Genomic DNA, 16,378 nt, shown 5'->3' with positions numbered 1-16,378 from the left:
ACACCCGGCGTGTCGCCTGAACAACCTCGGAGTCGATTATTCGGGGAGGAGGTCGGGGCGGACGGCGCGGGTGCGCGCCAGCTGCTGCTCGCGGCGCCAGGCGGCGATGGCGCCGTGGTTGCCGGAGAGCAGGACCGGCGGCACATCGTGACCCCGCCAGGCGGCCGGCTTGGTGTAGCTGGGGTATTCGAGCAGGCCGTCCTCGTGCGACTCCTGCACGAGGCTCTCCGGGTTGCCGACCACGCCGGGGATGAGCCGGCCGATCGCCTCGATCATCGCCATCGTCGCCACCTCTCCCCCATTGAGCACGTAGTCGCCGATGCTCATCAGTCGCACCCTGGCACGCGATGCGGTGTCGTCGAAGACGCGCTGGTCGATGCCCTCGTACCTGCCGCATCCGAAGACCAGGTGCTTCTCCTCCGCGAGCTCGCGCGCGATCCGCTGGGTGAACACCTCGCCTGCCGGTGACGGGAAGATCACCAGCGGGTCGCCTGGCGAGGCTTCCAGGATGCCGTCGAGCGCCTCTCCCCACGGCTCCGGCTTCATCACCATGCCTGCCCCGCCGCCGTACGGGGTATCGTCGACCGTGCGGTGCCTGTCGTGGGCGTGGTCGCGGAGATTGTGCACGCCGAGGTCGATCAGGCCGGTCTGACGGGCCTTGCCGAGGAGCGAGATGTCGAGCACATCGAAGAACTCGGGGAAGATCGTGACGATGTCGATGCGCATCCCCCCAGCCTATTCGAGGGCTGCTACTGCGGCACGACGGCGAGCTCCCTGTCGCGCGGGACGAGCGGCGCAGCGATCACCGGGCACAGCGCGACCGCCGCGAACGCCAGCGGAAAGCCGAGCACGGTGATCAACCCGCCGACCGCCGGCCCCACAACCGATGCCGCGAGGAACTGCCCGGTGTTCTGCGTCCCGAGCGCTCTGCCGGACCAGAACGGACCAGCGATCTCCGCCACGGAGGTGTACGCCAACCCGTTGTCCGCCACGGTCACGATGGCCGCGACGATCAGGATCACCGCCGCCCAGCCTGCGCCGAGCGCCGATGCGGCGGCCATCAGCAGCATCACCACAGCGGCGGCGACCGACACCCAGCGCAGCGGGAGCAGGTGGCTGCCGACCCTGTCGCTCAGCACGCCGATCCCGATGCGGCCGAGCGCTCCTGCGAACTGGCTCACGCCGATCACGATCCCGGCCGCGAGCGCGGAGAAGTGCAGTTGGGTCACCAGCCAGACCAGCCCGAACGTCGACACGGTGAACTGCGGGATCACCAGCAGCATCGACACCCCGTGGATGCGCCAGAGCAGCGATGTCTCGCGGTACGGCTTCCACACGGCCTGCGGATGCGCCTCCCCTCCCGTCGCCCGCGGAGGCCGCGGCGGGTCCACGATGCCGACAACGCAGAGCACAGCAGAGACGGCGCAGAGCACGGCGGGCACCGCCAGCGCCGTAGCGATTCCTCCCGCGGCGGCCAGCTGCGGGATCGTGAGCGCCGCCACGGCGACGCCGAGCGGCTGGCACATCTGCCGGATGCCCATCGCGAGTCCGCGCCGCTCTTTCGGGAACCAGCCGATGACCACGCGCCCGCTGGCGGCGTTGGGGCTCGCGGAGGCCATGCCGCCGATCAGGAACAGCGCGCCGAGACTGAGATAGTCGCTCGCGAACATCGCTGCGAAGGCGACGGCCGCCGTGAGGGCAAGACCCGAGGCGATCACCCAGCGCTCGCCGATCCGATCGCTGAGCGCACCCCAGCCGATCAGGGTGATGACGAGCCCGAGCGTCGGCGCGGAGGCGAGCAGGCCGGCCTGCGCGAGGCTGAGTCCGCGCTCGGTGTGCAGCAGCGGGATGAGGAACGCGGGCGTGGACACGAACACGGTGGAGCTGGCCTGGGCGATGACGCCGAAGGAAAGCATGAGCCACGGCCGCGGTGTGCGTTGTACGGTGGAGGTCACGAGGTATACCCTAGCGGTATACCAACCCGGTATACCAAAGGGAGTACGCGTGCCAGAGCAATCGACCGTCTACGATCGTCTGCGCGCGCAGATCCTCGATCTGGAGCGCATGCCGGGCGCCCGCCTCACCGAGCGCGGCCTCGAGACCGACCTGGGCGCCTCCCGCACTCCCCTGCGCGCGGCCCTCATGCGCCTGGAGGCAGACGGCCTGGTGGAGCGCGACGGACGCGCCTGGCAGATCACGCCGATCGACCTCGGCGAGATCGCCAGGCTCAGCGAGCTGAGGGACGCGGTCGAGTCGGCCGCCGTGCGCCACAGCTGCGCCCGCGCCGCCGACGACGCCATCGCCTCCCTCACGAGCAGGCTCGGCGAGTTCGACCTGCAGCGCCCGAGCGACGACGCGATGCGCGCAGGCACGCGCTTCCACGTCGAGCTGGCGAGCCTGTCCGGCAACCATTTCTTCGCCGACAGCGTCGACGCCGCCATGACGCGCCTCGCCCGCACCCGCTGGCTGGAGGTGCGCACCGAGGACGCCAGACGCACCGCCTGGGAGGAGCACCGCGACATCCTGACCCTGCTGGCGGCGCGGGATGCCGACGCGGCGGCGGACAGCATCCACCGGCACATCATCAGCACCCACGAGCGCCTGATGGCGGCACTGGATGCGGACACCCGCTCCCTGCGCGCCCGCGGCCTCGCGATCGTCCGCTGACGAGAAGAGCACAGACGCAAAAGGCACAGACGCAGAAGGCACAGACGCAAACGAGCACAGACGCCGAAAGAGCCCCGACTCCTGGTCGGGGCTCTTCTGTCTGAGTGCGTCACTCGGCGGCTGGTGCGTCCGTCTCCGGCTCGTCGTCCTCCGGCTCGTCGTCGTCCGGCAGTTCTTCGAACAGTCCGGCCGGCGGCGTGAGCGTGACCGTTCCCGCCGTCACGTCGACCTCGGGAACGATCGCCTTGACGAACGGCACGAGCACTTCGCCGTTCGCGGTCTTGATCGCGAGCAGGTCCTGCGCAGGCAGGTGGTCGACACGCGCGACCGTTCCCACCTTCACGCCGTCGCGGATCGCGTCCAGTCCGACCAACTGGTGGTCGTACCAGGCGTCGTCCTCGTCCGGCAGTTCCTTCACATCCTGGCTCACCCAGAGGATGGCCTTGATGAGGGTCTCCGCCTCCGAGCGGTCGTCGATGCCGGCGAAGAAGGCCACGGCGTGGCCGTTGTACCAGCGCAGCTCGTTCAGCTCGAGGGTCTTGCCGTGCCACTTGGATGCGGTCGGCACCTGCAGGGTGAAGACCGCGCCGGGGACGAACCGCTTCTCCGGCTCGTCCGTGTAGAGCTCGACCTTGATCGCGCCCTTCAGGCCGTGGGCCTTGGTGAGCCTGCCGACGCGCAGCTGGGTCTCATCCGGTCGTGGAGCGGCGTCCTTGCGGGGCAGCTTGTGGTCGGCCACCTCAGTCGTCGACGACGTCGACGCGGACGCGTCGGCCGTCGGCCAGCGCACCGACCAGCGTCCGCAGCGCCTTGGCGGTGCGGCCGGAGCGGCCGATGACCCTGCCGAGGTCCTCGGGGTTCACACGAACCTCGAGGACCTCGCCACGGGGCGAACTCTTTGCAACGACGTGCACGTCGTCCGGGTGATCCACGATCCCCTTGACGAGGTGCGCGAGTGCGGGTGCGAGCAAGGTGTTACGCCTTCTCGCCGTCGGCGGCAGCGTCGGTGATTTCCTCAGCCTCGGCGACGACCTCGGCCTCAGCGGCCTCCTCGGCCTCGACCTCGGCCTCGACGACGGCCTCTGCCTCGGCGACGACCGGCTTCTCGGCCTTCGGCTTCAGGACGGGCTTCTTCTTCTCGTCGGCCTGGAACTCGACCTTGGCTTCCTTGACCTTGACCGTGCTCGTGGCGCTCTTGTCGCCCTTGAACTGGCCCCAGTCGCCGGTGAGCTTGAGGAGGGCGAGGACCTGCTCGGTCGGCTGTGCGCCGACGCTGAGCCAGTACTGCGCGCGCTCGGAGTCGACCTGGATGACCGAGGGCTCCTCGGTCGGGTGGTACAGACCGATCTCCTCGATCACGCGGCCGTCGCGCTTGGTGCGCGAGTCGGCGACGACGATGCGGTAGTACGGTGCGCGGATCTTGCCGAGGCGCTTCAGACGGATCTTGACAGACACAAATTCTCCTGTGTGTATGAGTGACGTGACGAACTGTCTGCCGTGAGCGTGGGGGCACACTCGGCAGGAGGTCTATGGTGTTCCATCGCACCTGATTAGAGGGTCGGGTACGAGGGAACTCAACTAGCTATTCTGTCAGACAACGCCGCCCTTTGAACAATCGGATGATTGGGACGACCACTATGCAGATCGAATTCTCGGAATCCGAGCGTTCCACCGTCGGAGTCGAATGGGAGCTCGCGCTGGTCGACGCATCCACGGGAGACCTCGTCCAGATCGCTCAGGAGGTGCTGGACGCGCTCTCGACAGACGGCGAGGAGCATCCGCAGATCACCCACGAGCTGCTCCTCAACACCGTCGAGCTGGTGAGTAAGGTGCACCGCACCGTGCCGGATGCGATCGAGGACCTCCAGGGGCTGATCGGCCTCGTCCGCGAGGTGATCGACCCGCTCGGCGTCGAGTTGATGTGCGCAGGAACGCACCCGTTCGCGCAGTGGTTCGACCAGAAGGTCACGCCGAACGAGCGCTACGACCGCCTGCTCGACCGCACGCAGTGGTGGGGCAGGCAGATGATGATCTGGGGCATCCACGTGCACGTCGGCATCGACGACAGGGACAAGGCGCTCCCCATCGTCAACGGCCTGCTCACCTACTACCCGCACCTGCAGGCGCTGAGCGCGTCGAGCCCGTTCTGGGCGGGCGCGAACACGGGATACGCGTCGAACAGGGCGCTGATGTTCCAGCAGCTCCCGACCGCGGGTCTGCCCTGGCAGTTCGGCAGCTGGGCCAACTACGAGGAATACGTCCAGGACCTGGTGACGACGGGCGTCGTGACCGACCACAGCGAGGTGCGCTGGGACATCCGGCCGTCGCCGAAGTGGGGCACGGTCGAGATGCGCGCCTGCGACGGTCTGTCGACGGCCGACGAGGTCGGAGCGGTCGCGGCCCTCATCCACTGCCTCACCGACCGGATGTCCGGCCAGCTCGACGACGGCGTGGAGCCGGTGACCCTCCAGCCGTGGTTCGTGCGGGAGAACAAGTGGCGGGCGGCCCGCTACGGGCTCGACGCCGAGATCATCACGGCGCCGGACGGCAGCGAACGGCTGGTGTCCGACTCGCTGCGCGATCTGATCGTCGACCTCTCCCCCACGGCGGAACGCCTCGGCTGCCTCGCCGAACTGGAGACGGTCGATGTGATCCTGTCGAAGGGCGCCAGCTATCAGCGACAGCTCAGGGTGGCCGAGGCGAACGGCGGCAGTCTGCAGGCCGTCGTCAGCTCCCTCACCCACGAGCTGCGCGACGGGCTCGACAGGAGCTGATCTGCGGCGAGCCCGTCCCCCTCAGCTTCCCCGGGGAGGCGGCACCGTATGCTGTCTAACTGTGTTCGCCCGACCGATAACCCGAATCGCCGCCGTCACCGTCGCCACCATCGTCATCGCTGTGACCGCAGGGTGCACCTCCCTCGCGGGCGGAACCACCTTCACAGGAGCGCCGGAAGCGACCCCGACCCCGCAGGCGACGTCCAGCGCGCCCGTGCGCGCTGCGGCCATCGGCGACTCCATCGCCATCGGCAACGGCGTGCCGTACGACGACGCCTGGCCGTTCCTGGTCGCCGACCAGTTCGGCTGGACGCTCAACGACTTCGCCGACAGCGCCTCCGGCTTCATCGCCCCGGGGCTCAACACGCACACATACGAGGCGCAGGTCAGCCAGGCCATCGCGCTTCGCCCGCAGGTGGTCATCATCGCCGCGACCCGCAACGACACCCTCGGCTCGACGATCGAGCTCAAGAACACTGCGACGGCTCAGCTCCAGCGGCTCCGCACGGCCCTTCCGGATGCGGTCATCATCGGCGTCGGGCCGATCTGGGGAGCCGGCACGCCGACGCCGGCCACTCCGGTGGTCGCGAGCATCGTCCGCAGCGCCGTCCTGGCCGTGGACGGCACCTGGGTGGATGTGGGCCAGCCGTTCCAGAACCGCGCCGATCTGGTGCAGAAGGACAACGTGCATCCCACCGCGGACGGCCAGCATCTGCTCGCCGGTCTGATCGCCGACAAGATCGCCGCAGCGCGCATCACGACCAAGACGGACACCGCCGTCTCGCGCTGAGAACCGCACCTTCCAAAACACACAGCTTCCACGCAGGTTCGTGCATTTACTCTCGCTCCGTGCGTCTGTCTACCCGTGGCCTTCGAGTGGCCCTTTTCGCCGCTGCCACGGCCGCCGTCGTCGTCCTCACCGGATGCTCGGCCGGCGCCCCGCAGGAACCCGTCGCCGGGCTGCGCTCCGCCGCCCCCGCACCCCAGGTCGCTGAGCGGCCCGTGGCCGTCGCGATCGGCGATTCCATCGCCTTCGGCAAGGGAATCCGGCAGGATCAGGCGTGGCCGTCGCTGGTGGCGAAGACCCACAAGTGGCAGCTCACCGACCTCGCCGTCTCCGGCTCCGGCTTCCTGCACCCCGGTTGGAACGGCACGACCTTCCAGCAGCAGGTCGACCAGGCCGTGAAGCTGAAGCCCGACTACATCCTGATCGCCGCGACCAGGAACGACCGGCTGGAGGACCCGGCGGCGCTTGCTCAGAAGAGCACAGAGCTCCTGGGCACGCTGCGCTCGACGTTCCCGCACGCGCACATCATCGGCGTGACGGCCGTCTGGGGAGCTGACCAGCCGCCGCAGACCATCACGATGGTCGACGACGCGTTCACAGCGGCCATCCACGACGTGGACGGCACACTCGTCGACATCGGTTTCCCACTCGTGGGCCACGCCGAGTGGGTGCAGCCGGACGGCATCCACCCGAATCCGACGGGCCAGGAGATCGTCGCCAAGACGATCGAGGCCAAGCTCGCCCCGAACGCCCTCGCGCTCTAGCCCGCCGCCCCCGGCCTAGCGGCCGAGGAACTTCTGCAGCGACGCCAGCTCTTCCTCAGACGGCCCGCCCGGCTTGCCTGCGCCGCCGCCGAGGCCGAAGCCGGAGCCGCCCTGCGCGCCGGTCGACGGCTTCGCGCCTGACGTGATCGCGGCGTTCTCCGCCGCACGCTTGGCCGGGTTGCCGGACCGCGAGCCCTTCTTCTTGGGCTGCTGCTTGGCCTTGCCGCCGTAGCTGGCGCCCGGGATCGGACCCATGCCTGGCACGTTCGGCACGCCGCCCTTGGCGACGGTCTTCATCATCTTCGCGGCCTGCTCGAAGCGGTTGACGAGCTGATTGACCTCGGTCACGGTGGAGCCGGAGCCCTTCGCGATGCGGAGGCGACGCGAACCGTTGAGCAGCTTCGGCGTCGTGCGCTCCGCCTTGGTCATCGACTGGATGATCGCCTCGGTGCGCACGATCTCCTTCTCGTCGAAGTTGTCGAGCTGCTGCTTCATGGCGCCTGCGCCTGGCAGCATGCCCATCATCTTCTTGATGGAGCCCATGTTGCGCAGCTGCTGCATCTGCTTGAGGAAGTCGTCGAGCGTGAAGCTGTCCGTCGCGAACTTCTCGGCGACCTTGCGCGCCTCGTCTTCGTCGAACGCTTCCTGGGCCTGCTCGATGAGGGTGAGGATGTCACCGAGGTCGAGGATGCGGCTGGCCATGCGGTCGGGGTGGAACGGTTCGAAATCGTCCAGTCCCTCACCCGTGGAGGCGAAGATGATCGGGCGGCCGGTGACGGATGCGACGGAGAGGGCAGCACCACCGCGCGCGTCGCCGTCGAGCTTGGAGAGCACGACGCCGGTGAAGTCGACGCCGTCCTGGAACGCCTTGGCGGTCGCGACGGCGTCCTGGCCGATCATCGCGTCGATCACGAACAGCACTTCGTCCGGGTCGACGGCTTTGCGGATGTCCGAAGCCTGCTTCATGAGCTCGGCGTCGACGCCGAGACGACCAGCGGTGTCGACGATGACCGTGTCGTACTGCTTGGTCTCGGCGAACTTGAGCGCGTCCTTCGCGACGCGCACCGGGTTGCCGACCCCGTTGCCGGGCTCGGGAGCGTAGACGGGCACTCCGGCCTGCTCGCCGACGATCTGGAGCTGTGTGACGGCGTTCGGACGCTGGAGGTCGGCGGCCACGAGCACGGGCGTGTGCCCGTCCTTGACGAGCCACTTGGCGAGCTTGCCTGCGAGGGTCGTCTTACCGGCGCCCTGGAGACCGGCGAGCATGATGACTGTCGGCGGCTTCTTCGCGAACTGCAGGCGGCGCTGCTGCCCGCCGAGGATCGCGACGAGCTCCTCGTTGACGATCTGCACGACCTGCTGCGCCGGGTTGAGGGCTTTGTTGACCTCGTCGCTCAGCGCGCGCTCGCGCACTTTTCCGGTGAACTCCTTGACGACGTCGAGTGCGACGTCCGCGTCGAGCAGCGCGCGACGGATCTCGCGCACCGTGCCGTCGACGTCGGCCGGAGAGAGCTTGCCCTTGGTGCGAAGGTTCTTGAAGGTATCTGCCAGGCGGTCAGACAGCGATCCGAAAGTAGCCATGATCGTCCCAGTTTACCGGGCGGATGCTGTGCGTCAGGATTGCGTGTCGACGGCGACCACATCGCCCCGGATGTCGAACGAAACGGTGAGCAGTGCATCCGACTCGTCCGGGCTGATCGAGTAGTCGAACGTGGCGAAGACTTCGTCCTCGTCCGAGTGGTCCGGCTGCAGCAGGATGCGCAGCAGCTGCAGGGAGCGCAGCACGTCGACGGCGATGTCGCCCGAGTTGTGCACCAGCAGGTCGATCAGGCTGTCCCCCAGCTTGTCGACGTGCTCGTCGATGTACGCGACGGTCGCGGACTGGCGCGAGCTGAGCTCGGCGATCAGCGCATCCCGTGCCCTGGCGTCGAAGCCGTCGATCGCCTGGATCATCGCAGCGGCGGCATCCAGCGCGAACTCCGGCACGGCGGACTCGTCGTCCGCCAGCAGGTCGACCTCGACCACCTGTTCGGAGAGATCGGCGGTGTCGTTCCACGCCAGGCCGCCGGATGCGGTCTCGTCGATGACGCCGAAGTAGTCGTGTTCGATGGCCATGTACGCGACCCTAGCCGACCAGCTGCTGGGCGAAGACGTGCGGCGTGAAGCCGGTGATGTCGTTGATGCCCTCGCCCTGGCCGACCAGTTTGATCGGGATGCCCGTCTTCTCCTGAACGGCGAGCACGAAGCCGCCCCTGGCGGAGCCGTCGAGCTTGGTGAGCACCAGGCCGGTCACCCCGGCGTGCTCGATGAACGCTTCGGCCTGCGCGAGCCCGTTCTGCCCCGTGGTGGCGTCGAGGACGAGCAGCACCTCGGAGATCGGCGCCTGCTTCTCGACCACCCTCTTGATCTTGGAGAGCTCGTCCATCAGGCCGCCCTTGGTCTGCAGGCGCCCTGCCGTGTCGATGATGACGATCTCCGTGCCGTCCGCCTTCGCCTTCTCGACGGTCTGGAACGCGACGGAGGCCGGGTCCTGGCCCTGCTGCTGCGGCCGCACGATGTCCGCGCCTGCGCGCTCCGCCCAGGTGGCGAGCTGTTCCACGGCCGCCGCCCTGAACGTGTCGGCCGCGCCGACGACGACGGTGCGGTCGTATGTGCGGAGGAACTTCGCGAACTTGCCGATCGTGGTGGTCTTGCCGACGCCGTTGACGCCGACGACGAGCACGATCGCGGGACGCTCGCTCAGCTTGAGCGTGGTGTCGAGCTTGGACAGGCGCTCTTCGAGGCTCTCCCTCAGCATCCGCTGCAGGTCGGCGGGGTCCGTGGTGTGGTACCTGTCGACCTTGGCACGCAGGTCGTCCACGATCGCTTCCGTCACATCGGGGCCGAAGTCGGCGGTGATCAGCGCCGTCTCCAGGTCGTCCCAGGTGGTGTCGTCGATCGTCTTCTTCGCGAACATGCCGCGGAGCGCGCCGGACAAAGACCAGGGGGTGCGTTCTGCCATAGCTCTCAGACTAGTTGTTACCGTGTGAGCATGTTCTCTCTGGTGGCAGTGTCGGCGGAGCTCGCCGAGTGGCTCGTCGCGATCGAGTCCGGCGGCGCCGACGCCGTGCATCAAGCGCGCATCAGGGTGCGGCGGCTGCGGAGCATCCTGAGCGTCGACCGGCGTGCGTTCGAGAAGAACGAGGCGAAGCGGCTCAGGCGGCGCCTCGGCGTGCTCGGCTCCCAGCTCGGGACCGCCCGCGACCTGGAAGTGCGCGCCGACGCTCTCGCCGCTCTGATCGCCGACGCGGAAACAGGCGCCGACGCCGATCCCCTCGACCAGGCCACCGTGGATGCGGTCGCCACCTTCTCGGCCGATGCCCGCGCTGCACACGCGGCGGCGGTCACCGCGCTCGTCGGCGAGCTGCACGGCCGGGCGCACCGCCAGCTCCTCGCCGACGTGGTCGCGTTCGCCGCGAACCCGCCGCTCAGCGCGCGCGGTGCCGAGCATCCGAGGCGGACGGCAAGGAAGGCGCTGGCGAAGGCGGGCGTGCGCGTACTGGAGCAGGACGGAGACACGCTCGAGGAGCGGCACGCCGCCAGGAAGGCCGCCAGACGGCTGCGCTATGCAGCGGAGGCGGTCACCGACACCTTCGGCCGCGACGCTGTGCGCGTCGCCGCCGCAGCAGAGGCGTTGCAGAACGCGCTCGGCGACCACCGCGACCTCGTACTGCTCGCGACGCACCTGCGGCAGAAAGCGGAGGACGCCGCCATCGCCCCGGAGGCCGAGGCGGGGATCGCGAGGATCGCCGACCGATGCGACGAGCGCGCAGAGGAGCACCTGGCCGGGCTGGACGACCTGGCCGACGCGGTGGCGCGAGCACTCTGAACGACTCCGCATCCGCATCCCAGGGCGCCCACCGCATCCAGGGCTAGCGTCTGAGCCGTGGACCGCCGCACTGTCGCCCTGCGCCTCGCGGCCGAGGTCGCCGCGCCGATCGTCATCGCCCTGCTCGCAGCGGGAGCGCTCTCGGTCGCGCTCGACGCACACGGCCAGCACCAGTTCTTCTACGACGGCGACTCGCTGGTTCTTCCGCTGTTCCAGCAATCGCTCGCGCGCGGCGAGCCGTCGCAGTGGGTTATGTCCTCGCAGCTCTTCCTGCTTCCTGAACTGCCGTTCTACCTGCTCTGCTCGCTGGTCGCCGGCGGAGCGGTGAAGGCGGCGCTCGTCCTGAACGCGATCCTCAACGCGGTCGTCCTCTCGCTGCTGCTGCGGAGCGTGTCCGGTCGGATGCGCTGGAGCAGCGCCTGGGCGAGGCTCGGCGCCCCGTTCGCGGCCTCCCTGCTGTTCGTGGCGTTCCTGCTGCTGGATGTGCGTGGTGCGCAGACCAACGAGTCGATCGCGACGTTCACCGTGCTCACCACGTACTACTACGGCGCGACGTTCGTCGCACTCACCGTGCTCGCACTCGCGCTGCACGTGACAGGCGGTTTTCGGACACAGCCGCGCATCCGGTCGGCCGGCTACGCCTGCTACGCCGTCGCGGCCGGGCTGCTCCTGGGGGTCGAGACGCTGTCGAACCCGCTGGTGGTGTTCCAGTTCGCCGTCCCACTCGGACTCGCACTCTGCATCGCCGTCCTGCTGCGCGCCGTGCCGTGGCGGTCGGCAGCGCTGGTGCTCGCGCCGCCGGTCGCAGCCGCGGTCGTCGGCTACGCCGCGCGATTCGCGCTCGGCCGCTACCTGCTGCCCGGCGCGACGAGCTACGTGCACCTGAACCAGATCCCGGAGAGCATCCGCTTCTTCTCCGGCGTCGCGGTGTCGTTCGTGAGCACGCCGGGCGGGATCGCGGAGGCGGCCGTGGTGGTGCTGCTGCTCGGCGCGTGCGTGGCCGTGCTGCGGGCGGCGAGGGGCACGGGCGACGGGGTCCTCCCCCTGTTCGTGCTCTGCGCCGTAGCGGTCACGCTCGTCGGGACGGTGCTCGTCGGCAGCACGGCGACGCGGTATCTCGGGCCGGTGTTCGTGTTCCCGCTGTTGATCCTGGTGCATCCGCTGCTCTGGCGCAGGGCGGCGGCGGTCGTCCACGTCCGCCGGCAGGTGCGTGCGGTGGGGGCCGGCGCGGCGATCGCGGTGGCCGTGACTGCGCTCGTGGTCACCGCACCGGCGGCGGCGAGCTTGCGCGCGGTGACCGCTTCGCCGGGCAGCCCAGGACTCTCCTGCCTGGAGAACTGGATCGGCAACCGCTCGCTCACCGGAGAGGGTTCGTACTGGGCGGTGCGCGCCCTCGACCTCTTCGGGACCAGACGCGTCGACGTGCTCCAGGTCGACAGCACCCTGGGCGCACGGGCCTGGATGACCGACCTGGCGTCGTTCGACGACCGCATCCCGAGCTACTTCATCGTGGATGCACCAGCCCGCCGCTCCCAGGCGCTCACCGAACTCGGCACGCCAGACCGCGTCGTGGACTGCGGAGTGTTCCAGATCTACGACTACAGCAGCACGCGCGGTGAGGCGACGATGACCACGAAGCTGGCGTCGAGCATCCGCTACCAGCTCACGTCCCGCGGGTACCCCGACAGGATCGAGGAGGCGACGCGCGACCATGATCACGACCGGGACCGCTGAGCGGAGCTCCTGCTAGGACGCCTGCTCCTGCGCGACGCGCTGGCCGACCACCGCCGACACGCCGTCCTGGCGCATCGAGACGCCGTACAGGGCATCGGCGATCTCCATCGTGCGCTTCTGGTGCGTGATCACGATGAGCTGGCTGGACTCGCGCAGGTCCTCGAAGATGGTCAGCAGACGACCGAGGTTCGCGTCGTCGAGAGCGGCCTCGACCTCGTCCATGATGTAGAACGGGCTGGGGCGCGCCTTGAAGATCGCGATGAGCAGCGCGACCGCCGCCAGGGACCGCTCGCCGCCCGACAGCAGCGACAGGCGCTCGATCTTCTTGCCTGCGGGCTTCACCGACACCTCGATGCCCGTGGTCAGCAGATTCTCCGGGTCGGTCAGCGAGATGCTGCCCGTGCCGCCGGGGAACAGGATCGGGAAGACGTACCCGAACGCCTCCCTGGTGTCCTCGAACGCCGATTCGAAGATGGTCTGCATCTTCTCGTCGATCTCCTCGATGATCGTCAGCAGGTCTTTGCGGGTGTTCGTGAGGTCGGTGAGCTGCTCGGTGAGGAACTTGTGGCGCTGCTCCAGGGCGGCGAACTCTTCGAGCGCGAGCGGGTTCACCCTGCCGAGCTGGGCCAGCTTGCGTTCAGCGGAGGCGAGGCGCTTCTGCTGCTGCTCGCGGTTGAACGGGACGGTCGGGCGCTCGGCGGCGGCATCTGCCGCGCCGTCGTCGGACCCGGTGTCATCGCCTCCGGTGTCATCGCCTCCGGTGTCGGCTGCGTCGTCTGCCGCCGCGTCGGCACGGTCCGGCGCCGGCCCATCCACCGGGATGGGGACTTCAGGCCCGTACTCGGCGACCAGCACATCCTCCACCAGGCCGAGCTCGCTTCCCGCACGCTCCAGCAGGCTCGACAGGTGCAGCTTCTTCTCGTAGATCTGCAGTTCGAGCCCGTGCACACTCTCGGTGATGACCTGCAGGCGGTCGCGCACCACGTTCTCCTCGCGACGAAGCGTCGCAAGCTCCTCGTTCTGGCTCGACCGCTTCGCCTCGGCTGCCGCGAGCTCGAGCCGCGCCTGCGCGACGGAACGGTCGACGGAGTCGAGCACGGCGGGCAGCGCATCGATGACGCCGGTGGCCGCGTCGATCTGCCTGCGACGGATCACGGCGCGGCGCGCGGCCTCCTCCGCGGCGGCGCGCTCTGCGTCGAGCTGCCTGGCGAGCGCTTCTCCCCTGGCCTGCTCCGCCCGGACCCGCTCCTTGGCGGTCTCGACGGCGAGCCTGGACTCGACCTCCGCCTCCCTGGCGGCCTCGAGCTCGGTGGAGAGCGCATCCCGAGCGCTCACATCCAGGATGGGACGCGGTCGCGAGCGAGCCGTCTCCAGCTCCGACTTCGCCTTGTCGGCGGCAGCTTCGGCGTCCGCGACGCGCTCGGCGGCGAGCGACAGCGCCGTGCTCAGCCGGTCGAACTCGGCCTGCGACGCCTCGAGCTGCACCTTCAGCCGGTTGAGCTGTTCGGTCTGCGCCGCCAGTTTGGCGTCGAACTCCCTGAGGGAGGAGAGCGCCGACTGCGACTGCTCCTTGGCCACCTGCAGCACGCCGCGCTGCTCGGCGAGAGCGAACTTCGCACGGTCGATCAGGGAGGTGACCTCGCCCAGGCGGTCGGCAGCGGCATCCCGGTCGGCGATGAGCTCGATGCGGCTCTGCTTGGCGCCGGAGCCGCCGCGCAGCACGTAGTCGGTGAGCACGTCGCCGGACTTCGTGATGATCGTGACGGGCCCGCCGAGTTTCCGCGTCGCGAACGCGGTTGCTGCCGCGCGAGCCGCGTCCAGATCGTCGGCGATGGCCGTGAACGCCAGGATGCCGAGCACGCCGTCAGGCGCCTCCACCACCGAGCGAGCGGCGACGACACCGGAGACGCCGCCGAGATCGACAGAGGACGCCACGGCGTCCGCGATGATGACCTCGACCCGGCCGAGGTCGTCGGAGGATGCCTGCGCGACAGCGTCGAATGCTGCGCGGCGATCCTCTGCGAGCACCGCATCCGCCAGCGAGCCGAGGGCGGCGGCGATCGACGCCTCGAACCCGGGATGCACGCGGATGTGCTCTGCGACCAGCCCGCGCACGCCCGGCAGCCTGGCGGCGACGAGAGCGGCCGAGCCGTCCTTCTGGTCGAGCGCCATCGAGAGCGCGCTGGTGCGGGCGGCGAGGGCGTCGCGTTCGCGCTCCAGCGTGTGCAGCTCCTCGCGCAGCCGCTCGATCTCTCCCTCGGCCTCGAACACGTCGGCCTGCGCCAGCTCGTACGCCTCGTCGAGGTTGCCCTCTCCCACGTCGGCGGTCGCCGCCTCCGCCTCGCGGGAGGCGAACTCGGCGCGCGCCTTCTCCCTGCGGTCGGTCGCCGCATCCAGGGCGTTCTGCTGGCGCAGCACCTCGCCGCGCACGGCCGCGAGCCGCTGGGCTGCGGCGTCGGCCTGACCGGTCAGCTTGGACAGCTCGAGATCATGGCGCGAGACCAGGGCGCTCTGCGCGGCGATCTCGTCGTCGACCGCGTCGAGCCGGCCGCGCGCGGAACGGGTGGCGGCCTGCGCGGCGGTCCATGCGGCCTCGGCGTCCGTCACGACAGAGCGGAGCCTGTCGACCTCGTCGCGCGCATCCTGGACCATCTGCTGGCTGACGCTGGGGCCGGCATCCGGTGCATCCGCCTGGCTGCCGAGCAGAGCGAGCCGCTGGTTGGCCATCGTGTAGAGGTTGCGCAGGCGTTCCTGTACGGACTCCAGCCCGAACGCGGTGCGCCTGGCGAGGTCGACCTCGTCGCCGACCTGCGCCTGCTCCAGGCGCGCGACGCGGAGCTGCTTCTGCTCCAATTGCTCCTGCAGCACGATCCGCTCGCTGTGCCGCTCGGACTCCGTTCGGCCGTGGTCGTCGAGCGCCGTGCGCAGCGCCACGACGTCGTCGGCCAGGATGCGAGCGCGGGCGTCGCGGACGACGGCCGCGATCGACTGCGCCTCCCGCGCGATCTCGGCCTGGTGGCCGAGCGGCTTGAGCTGCCGCCTGATCTCGCCGGCGAGGTCGCTCAGGCGGGTGAGGTTTGTCTGCATCGCCTCCAGCTTGCGGAGGGTCTTCTCCTTGCGGCGGCGGTGCTTGAGGATTCCTGCCGCCTCTTCGATGAAGCCGCGCCTGTCCTCCGGGCTCGCGTGCAGGACGGCATCCAGCTGGCCCTGACCGACGATGACGTGCATCTCGCGGCCGAGGCCGGAGTCGCTGAGGAGCTCCTGCACGTCGAGCAGGCGGCAGGCGGAGCCGTTGATCGCATACTCGCTGCCGCCGTTCCGGAACAGGGTGCGCGAGATGGTGACCTCTGAGTACTCGATCGGCAGAGCGCCGTCGGAGTTGTCGATGGTGAGCGTGACCTCAGCGCGGCCGAGCGGACCTCGGGTGGAGGTCCCGGCGAAGATGACGTCCTCCATCTTGCCGCCGCGGAGGGTCTTGGCGCCCTGCTCCCCCATCACCCAGGCGAGCGCATCCACCACGTTGGACTTGCCGGAGCCGTTCGGCCCGACCACGCAGGTGACACCCTGCTCGAAGGCGAACGTCGTCGGCTGCGCGAACGACTTGAACCCCTTGAGCGTCAGGCTCTTCAGATACACCCGCCGCCCTGCTTTCTGCTCGTTTGCCGCGCTGTCGCCCCAAATTTACCCGACAGCACCCGCACATCCCGCCACCGAAGCCATCGAGTCGGGACTTATGCACACCGAACGACGGCGTGTCGTGTGCATAAGTCCCGACTCGATGGCT

15 protein-coding genes are annotated in these 16,378 nt (G+C 69.2%); 6 read left to right on the top strand and 9 right to left on the bottom strand.

Annotation, left to right across the window (positions count from 1 at the left end):
* Positions 1-36: 36 nt before the first annotated feature.
* Entirely contained in the window at positions 37-726 is a 690-nt protein-coding gene (gene trmD / locus ASE16_RS07540) for a tRNA (guanosine(37)-N1)-methyltransferase TrmD (RefSeq protein ID WP_055893079.1), read from the bottom strand.
* A 23-nt stretch (positions 727-749) separates the two neighbouring features.
* Entirely contained in the window at positions 750-1,916 is a 1,167-nt protein-coding gene (locus ASE16_RS07535; RefSeq protein WP_055893076.1) for an MFS transporter, read from the bottom strand.
* A gap of 88 nt (positions 1,917-2,004) precedes the next feature.
* Here ASE16_RS07535 and ASE16_RS07530 point away from each other — a divergent pair, with 88 nt between their 5' ends.
* The gene (locus ASE16_RS07530) at positions 2,005-2,667 is read left to right on the top strand and encodes a GntR family transcriptional regulator (RefSeq protein ID WP_235500411.1); all 663 of its coding nucleotides are present in this window, start codon (positions 2,005-2,007) and stop codon (positions 2,665-2,667) included.
* 109 nt (positions 2,668-2,776) lie between these two features.
* Here the strand turns inward: ASE16_RS07530 and rimM are convergent, their stop codons facing one another.
* From rimM to rpsP, 3 genes are read right to left on the bottom strand one after another with little or no spacing between them, the layout of a single operon-like run.
* Entirely contained in the window at positions 2,777-3,406 is a 630-nt protein-coding gene (gene rimM / locus ASE16_RS07525) for a ribosome maturation factor RimM (RefSeq protein ID WP_082581298.1), read from the bottom strand.
* Position 3,407: 1 nt separating this feature from the next.
* A complete protein-coding gene (locus ASE16_RS07520; protein ID WP_055893072.1) occupies positions 3,408-3,638 on the bottom strand; it encodes an RNA-binding protein in 231 nt (76 codons plus the stop codon).
* A 4-nt stretch (positions 3,639-3,642) separates the two neighbouring features.
* Positions 3,643-4,122 (bottom strand): 30S ribosomal protein S16, encoded by a 480-nt coding sequence (gene rpsP, locus ASE16_RS07515; RefSeq protein WP_055893070.1) that lies wholly within the window; start codon positions 4,120-4,122, stop codon positions 3,643-3,645.
* A gap of 182 nt (positions 4,123-4,304) precedes the next feature.
* On the opposite strand from rpsP, the gene ASE16_RS07510 reads away from it, so the two are divergent.
* From ASE16_RS07510 to ASE16_RS07500, 3 genes are all read left to right on the top strand, one after another.
* On the top strand, positions 4,305-5,441 hold the full coding sequence (locus ASE16_RS07510; RefSeq protein WP_055893068.1) for a glutamate--cysteine ligase: 1,137 nt from the start codon (positions 4,305-4,307) through the stop codon (positions 5,439-5,441).
* Positions 5,442-5,502: 61 nt separating this feature from the next.
* On the top strand, positions 5,503-6,231 hold the full coding sequence (locus ASE16_RS07505) for an SGNH/GDSL hydrolase family protein (RefSeq protein WP_235500410.1): 729 nt from the start codon (positions 5,503-5,505) through the stop codon (positions 6,229-6,231).
* A gap of 59 nt (positions 6,232-6,290) precedes the next feature.
* The gene (locus ASE16_RS07500) at positions 6,291-6,992 is read left to right on the top strand and encodes an SGNH/GDSL hydrolase family protein (RefSeq protein ID WP_235500409.1); all 702 of its coding nucleotides are present in this window, start codon (positions 6,291-6,293) and stop codon (positions 6,990-6,992) included.
* Positions 6,993-7,007: 15 nt separating this feature from the next.
* Here ASE16_RS07500 and ffh read toward each other — a convergent pair whose 3' ends face one another.
* From ffh to ftsY, 3 genes are read right to left on the bottom strand one after another with little or no spacing between them, the layout of a single operon-like run.
* Entirely contained in the window at positions 7,008-8,573 is a 1,566-nt protein-coding gene (ffh, locus tag ASE16_RS07495; RefSeq protein ID WP_055893064.1) for a signal recognition particle protein, read from the bottom strand.
* Positions 8,574-8,606: 33 nt separating this feature from the next.
* Positions 8,607-9,107: a DUF2004 domain-containing protein gene (locus ASE16_RS07490; RefSeq protein ID WP_055893061.1), complete on the bottom strand. Its 501-nt coding sequence runs from the start codon at positions 9,105-9,107 to the stop codon at positions 8,607-8,609.
* Positions 9,108-9,117: 10 nt separating this feature from the next.
* Entirely contained in the window at positions 9,118-9,993 is an 876-nt protein-coding gene (gene ftsY, locus ASE16_RS07485; protein ID WP_055893058.1) for a signal recognition particle-docking protein FtsY, read from the bottom strand.
* A 30-nt stretch (positions 9,994-10,023) separates the two neighbouring features.
* On the opposite strand from ftsY, the gene ASE16_RS07480 reads away from it, so the two are divergent.
* Together ASE16_RS07480 and ASE16_RS07475 are read left to right on the top strand one after the other, a co-directional pair.
* A complete protein-coding gene (locus ASE16_RS07480; protein ID WP_235500408.1) occupies positions 10,024-10,860 on the top strand; it encodes a CHAD domain-containing protein in 837 nt (278 codons plus the stop codon).
* A 57-nt stretch (positions 10,861-10,917) separates the two neighbouring features.
* On the top strand, positions 10,918-12,594 hold the full coding sequence (locus ASE16_RS07475) for a hypothetical protein (RefSeq protein ID WP_055893049.1): 1,677 nt from the start codon (positions 10,918-10,920) through the stop codon (positions 12,592-12,594).
* Positions 12,595-12,606: 12 nt separating this feature from the next.
* On the opposite strand, the gene smc is transcribed toward ASE16_RS07475, so the two are convergent.
* Entirely contained in the window at positions 12,607-16,230 is a 3,624-nt protein-coding gene (gene smc / locus ASE16_RS07470; protein ID WP_055893045.1) for a chromosome segregation protein SMC, read from the bottom strand.
* Between the last annotated feature and the right edge of the window lie 148 nt (positions 16,231-16,378).

Origin of the sequence: Leifsonia sp. Root227, assembly GCF_001428745.1 — a bacterium.
GTDB lineage: Bacteria > Actinomycetota > Actinomycetes > Actinomycetales > Microbacteriaceae > Leifsonia.
This window is presented reverse-complemented; position numbering and strand designations above follow the sequence as displayed.

What these genes read in the sequence shown, in the direction of transcription:
- ffh (WP_055893064.1), bottom strand. Translation starts at nt 8,573, where the DNA reads ATGGCTACTTTCGGATCGCTGTCTGACCGCCTGGCAGATACCTTCAAG.
- ASE16_RS07535 (WP_055893076.1), bottom strand. Translation starts at nt 1,916, where the DNA reads ATGCTTTCCTTCGGCGTCATCGCCCAGGCCAGCTCCACCGTGTTCGTG.
- ftsY (WP_055893058.1), bottom strand. Translation starts at nt 9,993, where the DNA reads ATGGCAGAACGCACCCCCTGGTCTTTGTCCGGCGCGCTCCGCGGCATG.
- ASE16_RS07510 (WP_055893068.1), top strand. Translation starts at nt 4,305, where the DNA reads ATGCAGATCGAATTCTCGGAATCCGAGCGTTCCACCGTCGGAGTCGAA.
- ASE16_RS07490 (WP_055893061.1), bottom strand. Translation starts at nt 9,107, where the DNA reads ATGGCCATCGAACACGACTACTTCGGCGTCATCGACGAGACCGCATCC.
- ASE16_RS07480 (WP_235500408.1), top strand. Translation starts at nt 10,024, where the DNA reads ATGTTCTCTCTGGTGGCAGTGTCGGCGGAGCTCGCCGAGTGGCTCGTC.
- trmD (WP_055893079.1), bottom strand. Translation starts at nt 726, where the DNA reads ATGCGCATCGACATCGTCACGATCTTCCCCGAGTTCTTCGATGTGCTC.